The sequence below is a fragment of the Methylobacterium sp. WL69 genome (genome assembly GCF_008039485.1).
In the GTDB taxonomy this organism is placed as follows: Bacteria; Pseudomonadota; Alphaproteobacteria; order Rhizobiales; family Beijerinckiaceae; genus Methylobacterium.
Window position 1 is genome coordinate 135,860 of record NZ_VRUZ01000002.1, and the last position, 8,423, is coordinate 144,282.

At 72.7% G+C, this 8,423-nt stretch carries 10 protein-coding genes; 7 read left to right on the top strand and 3 right to left on the bottom strand.

Going from position 1 to position 8,423, the window contains the following annotated elements; all coding sequences use genetic code 11:
* Window positions 1-36: 36 nt before the first annotated feature.
* On the bottom strand, window positions 37-636 hold the full coding sequence (locus tag FV218_RS01490; RefSeq protein WP_147708434.1) for an urease accessory protein UreE: 600 nt from the start codon (window positions 634-636) through the stop codon (window positions 37-39).
* Between the two features lie 197 nt (window positions 637-833).
* On the opposite strand from FV218_RS01490, the gene FV218_RS01495 reads away from it, so the two are divergent.
* The 4 genes from FV218_RS01495 (at window position 834) to FV218_RS01510 (ending at window position 3,544) form a co-directional block, all read left to right on the top strand.
* The gene (locus tag FV218_RS01495; protein ID WP_056088870.1) at window positions 834-1,103 is read left to right on the top strand and encodes a hypothetical protein; all 270 of its coding nucleotides are present in this window, start codon (window positions 834-836) and stop codon (window positions 1,101-1,103) included.
* 216 nt (window positions 1,104-1,319) lie between these two features.
* A complete protein-coding gene (locus tag FV218_RS01500; RefSeq protein ID WP_147708435.1) occupies window positions 1,320-2,045 on the top strand; it encodes a TerB family tellurite resistance protein in 726 nt (241 codons plus the stop codon).
* Window positions 2,042-2,800, top strand: coding sequence for an N-acetylmuramoyl-L-alanine amidase (locus FV218_RS01505; protein ID WP_147708436.1), 759 nt, complete (start codon window positions 2,042-2,044; stop codon window positions 2,798-2,800). Before FV218_RS01500 ends, FV218_RS01505 begins: the two co-directional genes overlap by 4 nt.
* A 27-nt stretch (window positions 2,801-2,827) precedes the next feature.
* Window positions 2,828-3,544 (top strand): hypothetical protein, encoded by a 717-nt coding sequence (locus FV218_RS01510; RefSeq protein ID WP_147708437.1) that lies wholly within the window; start codon window positions 2,828-2,830, stop codon window positions 3,542-3,544.
* A gap of 21 nt (window positions 3,545-3,565) precedes the next feature.
* Here FV218_RS01510 and FV218_RS01515 read toward each other — a convergent pair whose 3' ends face one another.
* The gene (locus FV218_RS01515; RefSeq protein ID WP_147708438.1) at window positions 3,566-4,573 is read right to left on the bottom strand and encodes a TerC family protein; all 1,008 of its coding nucleotides are present in this window, start codon (window positions 4,571-4,573) and stop codon (window positions 3,566-3,568) included.
* A 207-nt stretch (window positions 4,574-4,780) separates the two neighbouring features.
* Here FV218_RS01515 and FV218_RS01520 point away from each other — a divergent pair, with 207 nt between their 5' ends.
* Window positions 4,781-6,004, top strand: coding sequence for a TIGR03862 family flavoprotein (locus FV218_RS01520; RefSeq protein ID WP_147708439.1), 1,224 nt, complete (start codon window positions 4,781-4,783; stop codon window positions 6,002-6,004).
* 59 nt (window positions 6,005-6,063) lie between these two features.
* On the opposite strand, the gene FV218_RS01525 is transcribed toward FV218_RS01520, so the two are convergent.
* On the bottom strand, window positions 6,064-6,897 hold the full coding sequence (locus tag FV218_RS01525) for a collagen-like protein (RefSeq protein ID WP_147708440.1): 834 nt from the start codon (window positions 6,895-6,897) through the stop codon (window positions 6,064-6,066).
* A gap of 265 nt (window positions 6,898-7,162) precedes the next feature.
* On the opposite strand from FV218_RS01525, the gene FV218_RS01530 reads away from it, so the two are divergent.
* Both FV218_RS01530 and FV218_RS01535 read left to right on the top strand, forming a co-directional pair.
* On the top strand, window positions 7,163-7,996 hold the full coding sequence (locus tag FV218_RS01530; RefSeq protein WP_056091287.1) for a hypothetical protein: 834 nt from the start codon (window positions 7,163-7,165) through the stop codon (window positions 7,994-7,996).
* A partial coding sequence (locus tag FV218_RS01535) for a DNA polymerase Y family protein (RefSeq protein WP_147708441.1) occupies window positions 7,908-8,423 on the top strand: 516 nt, incomplete at its 3' end. The genes FV218_RS01530 and FV218_RS01535, both read left to right, overlap by 89 nt.

The following is an 8,423-nucleotide window of genomic DNA, read 5'->3' on the forward strand; positions in this document are numbered from 1 at the left end:
GGCGATCGAGCGGACGAGCTTCAACGCGGCGGACGGTCAGTGATCGTGCTTGCAGTCCGGCCCGTGGACATGATCCTTGTGGGCGTGGTCGTGCCTGTGCCCATGCGAATGATCATGGTCGTGCCCGTGCTCATGCGCGTGGCTAGGCTCGGCGTGTGAATGATCGTGTTCATGCGAATGCGCGTGCCCATGATCGTGCCCGCACTGGCTGTGGTCGTGCGCCTCGCGCTCGGGCTTGAAGGCGCGGGTGACGGGGGTCGCGGCGCAGCCCTGGCCGCGTACGAGTTCGGCGGCCGAGGCCGGGACGTAGAGCACCTCCGCGGCGATCTCGGCCGGGACGTGGCTGCCGCCGAGCTGCCAGGCGAGGCGCAGGAGGCGGGCGGGGTTGGCGGCACGCACCTCCAGGAGGGCTTCGGCCGCCGCTTCCACGAGGATCAGGCGGCCGTCCTCCAGCCGCAGGGCGTCGCCGTCCTCGAGGGACGCCGCCTTGGCCAGCGCCGGGGTGAAGCCGAGGCCGCCCGCCCCCGTCAGGGTCGCGGGCGGGGCCTGGCGGGCGGCGTGATCGAGGGTGACGCGATCGACCACGGCGTCGGCGCGGACGGCGGCTTTGCGGATCAGGGTGGTGGCGCGCAGCATGAAAACCTCTCGGACAGGCCACACCCCTACCGGATTTCGGCGGCGAACGGAAAGCTGGCGAAAACTCGGCCGTACCGCCCCCACGGCGGGAACCTTAGCCGTACCGCGTGCATTCCTTGAGCGGAATAGCTAAGCTCAAGTCTCGCTTCGGACCGGCTCAAGACCGGACATCACCACGCCTACGGGAGTCTCGCATCATGAAGAAGCTCATCGCCGCCACCCTCGCCGGGGCCCTCGCCCTGTCCCTCGGCGCCTGCAACACCCCCGAGGATCGCGCCCTCGGCGGCGCCGGTCTCGGTGCCCTGGCGGGTGCGGCCATCGGCGGCGCGGCGACCGGCCGGGCCGGCGGCGCTCTGGCGGGTGCGGCCATCGGCGGCGCCGGCGGCGCCATCGTGGGCGCCTCCACCGCCCCGCGCTGCCCCTACGGCACCTACCGCGACGCCTACGGCGACGTGTACTGCCGCTGAGCTTTTTTGACGGGATGCCGCGCCTCCGGGCGCGGCGGATACGCGGTTCGGGAAGGGTCGGGGCACACGCCCCGGCCCTTCCTTCGTTCGGGCATGCCCCCTCGCATCGTGAAACCCCTCCGGTATAAGGACGCCTCGCGACACCTCACCCGCCGGCCGCCCGATGCCCCCGCTCCCCGTCCCTCCCCTGCCGCGCCCGGCCGCGAGGTCCGCCTGATGAGCATCGGGATCTGGGGCAAACTCGGAGGTGCGGGTCTCGGCCTCGCCGTCGGCGGGCCCATCGGCGGGCTGGTCGGCGGGGTCGCGGGCCATTTCCTCGTCGATCGCGAGGGCGCCCTGTTCGGGACCACGCCCCGCGACGTGGTGTTCACCACCGGCCTCGTGGCTTTGGCCGCCAAGATGGCGAAATCCGACGGCGTGGTGACCCCATCCGAGATCGAGGCATTCGCCCAAGTCGTGCAGGTGGGCGAGCGCGAGCGCGCTGGGGTCCAGCGCCTGTTCGATCTCGCCAAGGGCACGTCCAACGGCTTCGAGGCCTATGCCCGGCAGCTCGCCGGCACCTTCCACGACGAGCCTGGCCTGCTCGAGGACGTCCTCGACGGCCTGTTCCACATCGCCAAGGCCGACGGGGCGATCCATGAGGCCGAGGAGCGCTACCTGCGCGCCGTGGCCGAGACCTTCGGCTTCGACGAGGCCGCCTTCCGGCGCATCGCCGCCCGCCACGTCAACCTGGCGGACGATCCCTACGCCGTGCTCGGCCTCGACCACGATGTCGACGACGCCGCCCTCAAGGCGGCCCACCGCGCCCTGGTGATCGAGAACCACCCCGACCGGGCCATGGCGCGCGGCCTGCCGCCCGAGGCCGTGACCATCGCCACCCGGCGCCTGGCCGCCATCAACGCGGCCTACGACCGGATTTCCGCCGAGCGAGGGTTGCGATGAAGCCGAATCCCGAGAGCCCGCTCGCCACCTCCGTCCACCCCTCGCCCAACCACGGCGAGCGCCGCAGCGGCCCCGTCGACCTGCTGATCCTGCACTACACCGGCATGGAGAGTGCGGCGGCCGCCCTGCAGCGCCTCGCCAACCCCGTGGCGGAGGTCTCGGCCCATTACGTGGTGCTGGAGGACGGGCGCGTGGTGCAGATGGTGCCCGAGGGCCGCCGGGCCTGGCACGCGGGCCGGGGCTCCTGGGCCGGGATCACCGACATCAACTCACGGTCCCTTGGCATCGAGATCGTCAACGCCGGCCATGCCGGCGGCCTGCCGGCCTATGCGGCGGCGCAGGTCGCCTCGGTGATCGCCCTCTGCGGCGATCTCACCGGGCGCTGGAGCATCCCCGCCCACCGGGTGCTCGCCCATTCCGACATCGCGCCCGAGCGCAAGGAGGACCCCGGCGAGCATTTTTCGTGGGACGCCCTGGCGCGGGCCGGGATCGGCCATTGGGTGACGCCGACGCCGATCCGCGACGGGCGCTTCTTTTCGCAGGGGGATTCGGGCCAGCCCGTCGAGGCACTCCAGGCGATGTTTTCCCTCTACGGCTACGACCTGCCCGTGACCGGGGCCTTCGATGCCCGGACAAGGGCCGTGGTCACCGCGTTCCAGCGCCACTTCCGCCCCGCCCGGGTGGACGGAGTGGCGGATGCCTCCACCATCACGACCCTGCGCGACCTCATCGCCGCCCTGCCGGGTCGGGGCTGAGCCGCGAAACCACCCGAGGAAGGCCTCATGCTGTTCCGCTTCCTGACCACCGGCCTGCTCGGCCTCGTTGTCCTCGCCCCGGCGGCCCGGGCGGAGCCCGCGGCTACGTGTCAGGACGGCCCCGATTTCACGCAGCCGACCCATCTCGCCACGGTGATCGCGCCCGAGCGCGTCCCCTTCGTGAAATCAACCTGGCAGGACAAGGCCTGCCCGTCGGCGAAGGCGGTGTGCCGCGAGGCGGCCTATCTGGTGATGGGCAACCGGGTGCTGGTGAACGGCACACTGCGGGATTTCGCCTGCGCCACCTATCGCGGCGCCAAGGGCGCGACCCGCAGCGGATGGATCCCGCAAGCCGCCCTCAAGACCGAGCCGCCGACGAATCCCGGTCTCGCCGACTGGGTCGGGACCTGGACGAGCGGACCGGAGCAGACCATCACCATCGTGGCCAAGGGCGACAGTCTCGTCCTCGTCGGCGAGGCCACCTACGGGGCGCAGAACCCGGAGCGCGTGCGGCGGGGGGGTGTCAATATCGGTCAGTTCCAGGCCACGGCGCAGCCGACGGGGGCGAATCTCGGCTTCACCGAAGCGGCGGATGGCGGCCCGACGCAGCCCTACGGGCATTCCGACGATTCCGCCTGCCAAGTCCGCCTGCGCCTCGTCCCGCCCTTCCTGCAGGCCCAGAGCAACGCGGGCTGCGGCGGCATGAACGTCACCTTCACGGGCCTCTACGGCCGAAAAGGTTGAGGCGGGCGGCGCCCCCTCCCCTCAGGCGTGGTGCGCCTCGGCCTTCTCCGCCTCCGAAGACGCGCCCCGCGTGCGCCACAGGCTGTAGCTGACGCCGGCCACCAGCAGCACCACGGTGACGGCGAGGGACACCCAGGCCGGCACGTGGACGAGGTCGAACGTGTCGGCGACCACGATCTTGGTGCCGATGAAGATCAGGATGAAGGCGAGCGCCGTTTTGAGGTAGGCGAAGCGGTCCACCATGGCGGCCAGGGCGAAGTAGAGCGCGCGCAGGCCGAGGATGGCGAAGATGTTCGAGGTGTAGACCACGAAGGTGTCGGTGGTGATGGCGAAGATCGCCGGCACGCTGTCGACGGCGAAGATCACGTCGGCGCCGTTCACGAGGATGAGGGCCAGGGCCATGGGCGTCAGCCACAGGGCGAGCTTGCCGGTCTTCGGATCGGCTTTTCGCACGACGAAGCGCTGGCCGTGCAGCTCGGGCGTGATGCGCAAGGCCTTTTGGAGGTAGCGGACCACCCGGTTCTCGTTGATGTCGCCGGGTTCCTCCTCCTTCGAGAACAGCATCTTCAGGCCGGCGAAGATGAGGAAGGCGGCGAAGATCGACAGCACCCAGGCGGCCTGATGCACCAGGGCGGCCCCGAGCCCGATCATCAGCCCGCGCAGGAGCACGGCGGCGAGGATGCCCCAGACCAGCACCCGGTGCTGGGCCGCGCGCGGGATGTTGAGGGCCGTGAGGATGACGGCGATGACGAAGACGTTATCCATGGACAGCGACTTCTCGACCACGAGGCCGGCCACGTATTCCTGGCCCGCCTGCGGTCCGAGGTACCACCACACCCAGCCGCCGAAGACGAGGCCGAGGCTGAAGTAGAACGCCGTGAGGAGCAGGCTCTCCTTCACGCCGATCTCGTGATTCTTGTCCTTGTGCAGCAGGCCGAGGTCGAAGGCGAGGAGGCCCGCGATCAGGGCGTGGAAGCCGAGCCACATCCAGACCGGCTTGCCGAGCCATTCATAGGTGAGAAGTTCCATGCGCGGACCGTCGATGCTTCTTGAGGAGAGAAAGCATCGGCTCCGACATCACGGAACGCGTCACAGAGCATCCCGCCAGAGGGGCCCGCAGCCGATGGGCCGGAGTTGGGGCCAGGGGACACGCGAATCAAGGGCGGCGCTTGACAGGGACACCCGCGCGACGGCCTTGCCGGGGTCGCGATCCCTGGACGGTCGCGCGGAGCTCGCATGACGGGACACCCTGAGAACGGCCCGGCGGTGATCGGCGGCGGCCCGGCCGGGCTGATGGCGGCGGAGGTGCTGGCGCGGGCCGGCCACGCCGTGACCGTCTACGACCGGATGCCGTCGCCATCGCGAAAACTTCTCATCGCCGGGCGCGGCGGCCTCAACCTGACGCATTCCGAGGCGCTGCCAGAGTTCCTCGGCCGCTATCACCCCCCGGGCGGGGCGCTGGCCGGGGCCATCGAGCGCTTTCCCCCCGAGGCCCTGCGGGCGTGGTGCGCCGACCTCGGCCAGCCGACCTTCGTCGGATCGAGCGGCCGGGTGTTTCCCGAGAGCTTCAAGGCCTTGCCCCTGCTGCGGGCCTGGCTCGCGCGCCTCGACGGTCTCGGCGTCACCCTCCGCACCCGGCATCGCTTCGTCGGCTGGTCGGAGACGGGCGCGGTTCGGTTCGAGACGCCGGAGGGCCGGGTCGAGGCCCGTCCCGCCTCCCTGCTCCTGGCGCTCGGGGGCGCGAGCTGGCCGCGCCTCGGCTCGGACGGCGCCTGGGTGCCGGTGCTGGAGGGCCGGGGCATCCCGGTGACGCCCCTCCGGGCCTCCAATGTCGGCTTCTCCGTCGATTGGTCGCCGGTGTTCTTCGAGCGCTTCGCCGGCCAGCCCCTCAAGCGCATCGCCCTGAGCGTGGGCGATCACCGGGTCCGCGGCGAGGCGATGATCACCGCCGGGGGGATCGAGGGCGGCGCGCTCTACGCCGCGTCCCACGCGATCCGGACGGCCCTGGCCGACGGGCCGGGGATCGTCATCACCCTCGACCTGCGCCCCGACCTCCCGGAGGGCGCCCTGGCCCTGGCCCTGGGCAAGACCAGACCGGGCGAATCCCTCGCCAACCGCCTGCGCAAGGCCGCCGGGCTCTCGCCCGTGGCGGCGGGGTTCCTGCGCGAGGCGGCGGGACAGGCGCTCCCCGGCGAGGCGGCGGCCCTCGCCGCCCTCATCAAGGCCGCGCCCCTGCGCCTCCTGGCCCCGCGCCCCATCGAACGAGCGATCTCGTCGGCCGGCGGGGTGCCGTTCGGGCAGATCGACGACGGCTTCATGCTGAGCGCCCGCCCCGGCACCTTCGTCGCCGGCGAGATGCTCGACTGGGACGCCCCCACGGGCGGCTACCTGCTCCAGGGTGCCTTCGCCAGCGGCCGGGCGGCGGCGGAGGGGATGCGCGCCTGGATGGCGCGGCGCTGATGTGAAGTCCGGCGGACGACCGCCGCGCCACGGTCGTGGCGCCGCGCCGCGAAGTGGGCTCAGAGTCGGCCGCAGACGGCCACCAGACCCTGGCTCTCGGACGGACACGACGCACCCGTGCCCCGGCTCATGGTGGCGCTGCCGGTCGGCAGGCAATAGGCCGAGACCAGGGTCTCGCCGGTCTCGCAGGTCACGGCGCAGCCGCCGGCCGGGCAGGATTCGGGACGCAGCACCCGGAACGGCGACGGCGCGGCCGCGGCCGCCAGACCCGTCACGCCGGCCGGTCCCTGGGGACCCGCCGGGCCGGTCGCGCCCTTCGCGCCCACTTCGCCCTTCGCGCCGGCCTCACCCTTCGCACCAGCGTCGCCCTTGGGACCAGCGTCGCCCTTGGGACCGGTCTCGCCCTTGGGACCCGCCTCGCCCTTGGGACCGGCGGCGCCCTGCGGACCGGGCGGGCCCTGCAGGCCGGCGACGCCCTGCGGTCCGGTGGCGCCGTCTTCGCCCTTGGCACCCGCCTCGCCCTTGGCCCCGGACTCGCCCTTGGGGCCGGTCTGGCCGACGGGGCCGCAATTGGACACCACGGCCTCGCGCTCGTCCTCGCCCGCCTTCAGGGTCGCGACGCAGTTGTGCGGCATGTGGGGCAGGCGGAAGACGAAGCGGCCGCGGCTGTCAGCGATGACGGAGATGTCCTCGTCGAGGATCACGGTGAGGCCGGGTTTCCGCACGCTGCCGGAGATGCGCAGATCCCCGTTCTCGAAGCGCGCGTCGTAGACCTGGATCGGCTGGACCGGCGCCTGCGCCCGGCGGGGCTTGGCCTGCTGAGCCTCGGCCGAAACGGTCCCGGCACACACGAACAGGCCCGACAGGACCACGAGGACGCGATCGAGGCGCATGCATTCTCTCCCGGCTGATCCCGCGTCTCGTGCGCGGCGGCCACGAGTGCTGCCCTGCCCGCCCCCCAGGGTCAAGCGATGTGGTTAACCGCAGGGGGGCTCGAAGCTTCGCCGCATCGGGCCGCCCGCCCACAGCTCTCCACAGGCCAAGCCCCTGGCGACGGGGACGGAATGCCGGGAGGTCGCAGGCGGATCGCACCGCCGCCGGAAATCGGTTGAATATGTTCCTGTTTTGTTCTTAATCTCCGGCCATGGAGCCGCCCGGATGACGCCTACCCCCCCCGCCCGCCGACCGGACGCAGCCCCCCGCGAGGGTGGCGATGTCAGCACGCGGCTCGCGGCCCTGCGTGCACGGGTCGCGCTCCACGATGGGCAGGCCGCCCCGCGAAAAATCCTGTCGTTCGGGGTCCACGCCGTCGATGGGCGCCTGCCCGGCGGCGGCCTCGGCCTCGGCCACCTGCACGAGGTCGCCCCCGAGGCCGAGGGCGACGAGGCGGCGGCCCTCGGTTTCGCCCTCGCCCTCGTCGCCCGGCGCCTCGCCGAGGTCGCGGGCGATGCCCTCCTGGTCATCGCGAGGGGGCATCCGATGCCCTACGGCCACGGGCTCGCCGGCCTCGGCCTCGACCCCGGGCGGCTGCTCCTGTTCGAGGCGGCCAGCGACACCGACGCCTATCGCGCCCTGGAGGAGGCCCTGCGCGCCGGGGGCCTGTCCGGCGAGGGACTGGCCTCCGGCGCCGGGGGATTGGCGGCGGTGGCGGGTCTGGTCGATGCCGGCCTGCCCCTGACGCAGAGCCGGCGGCTGCATCTGGCCGGAGGGCGCACGAACGGGCTGCTCCTCGTGCTGCGCCCGGCGGGGGCCGACAGCCCCAACGTGGCCGCGACCCGGTGGCGGATCGCCGCCGGCAAGGCCCTGCGGGACCGGTTCGGCTGCATCGAGCGGCCGTGCTGGCGGGTGCGGCTCGACCGCTGCCGCAACGGACGGACGGGAGATTGGCTTCTGGAGTGGGATCATGCCGCGCATCGTTTCGGTCTGGCTGGAGCATTGGCCGGTCACCCGCCTGAGGCGGGCGCAGTCGGGCCTCATGCCGGGCCATCCTGACGATGCCCCCCTCGTGGTCGCCGCCGGGGAGGCGACGGGCCTGCGTCTCACCGCCGTCGATGCGCGGGCTCGGGCCCTGGGCCTGCGCCCCGGCGAGCCCCTGGCCCGCGCCCGCGCCCGGCTGAGCACGCCGCTCTCCGTCCATCCGTCCGATCCCGAGGCCGACGCGGCGGCCCTCGACCGCCTCTGCCTGTGGGCCAAGCGCTACACGCCGAACGTGGCGGCCTTCGGCGAGGCCGAGGCGCGCGACGGGTTGTTCCTCGACGTGGCGGGATCGAGCCACCTGTTCGGCGGCGAGGCCGGACTCCTGGCCGACCTCGCCCGGCGGCTCTCCGCCAACGGCGTGCCGGCGCGCATGGCGCTGGCCGGCACGCCCGGCTGCGCCTTCGCCCTGGCCCGCCACGGCGCCGGCGGCCTCGTGCCGGCC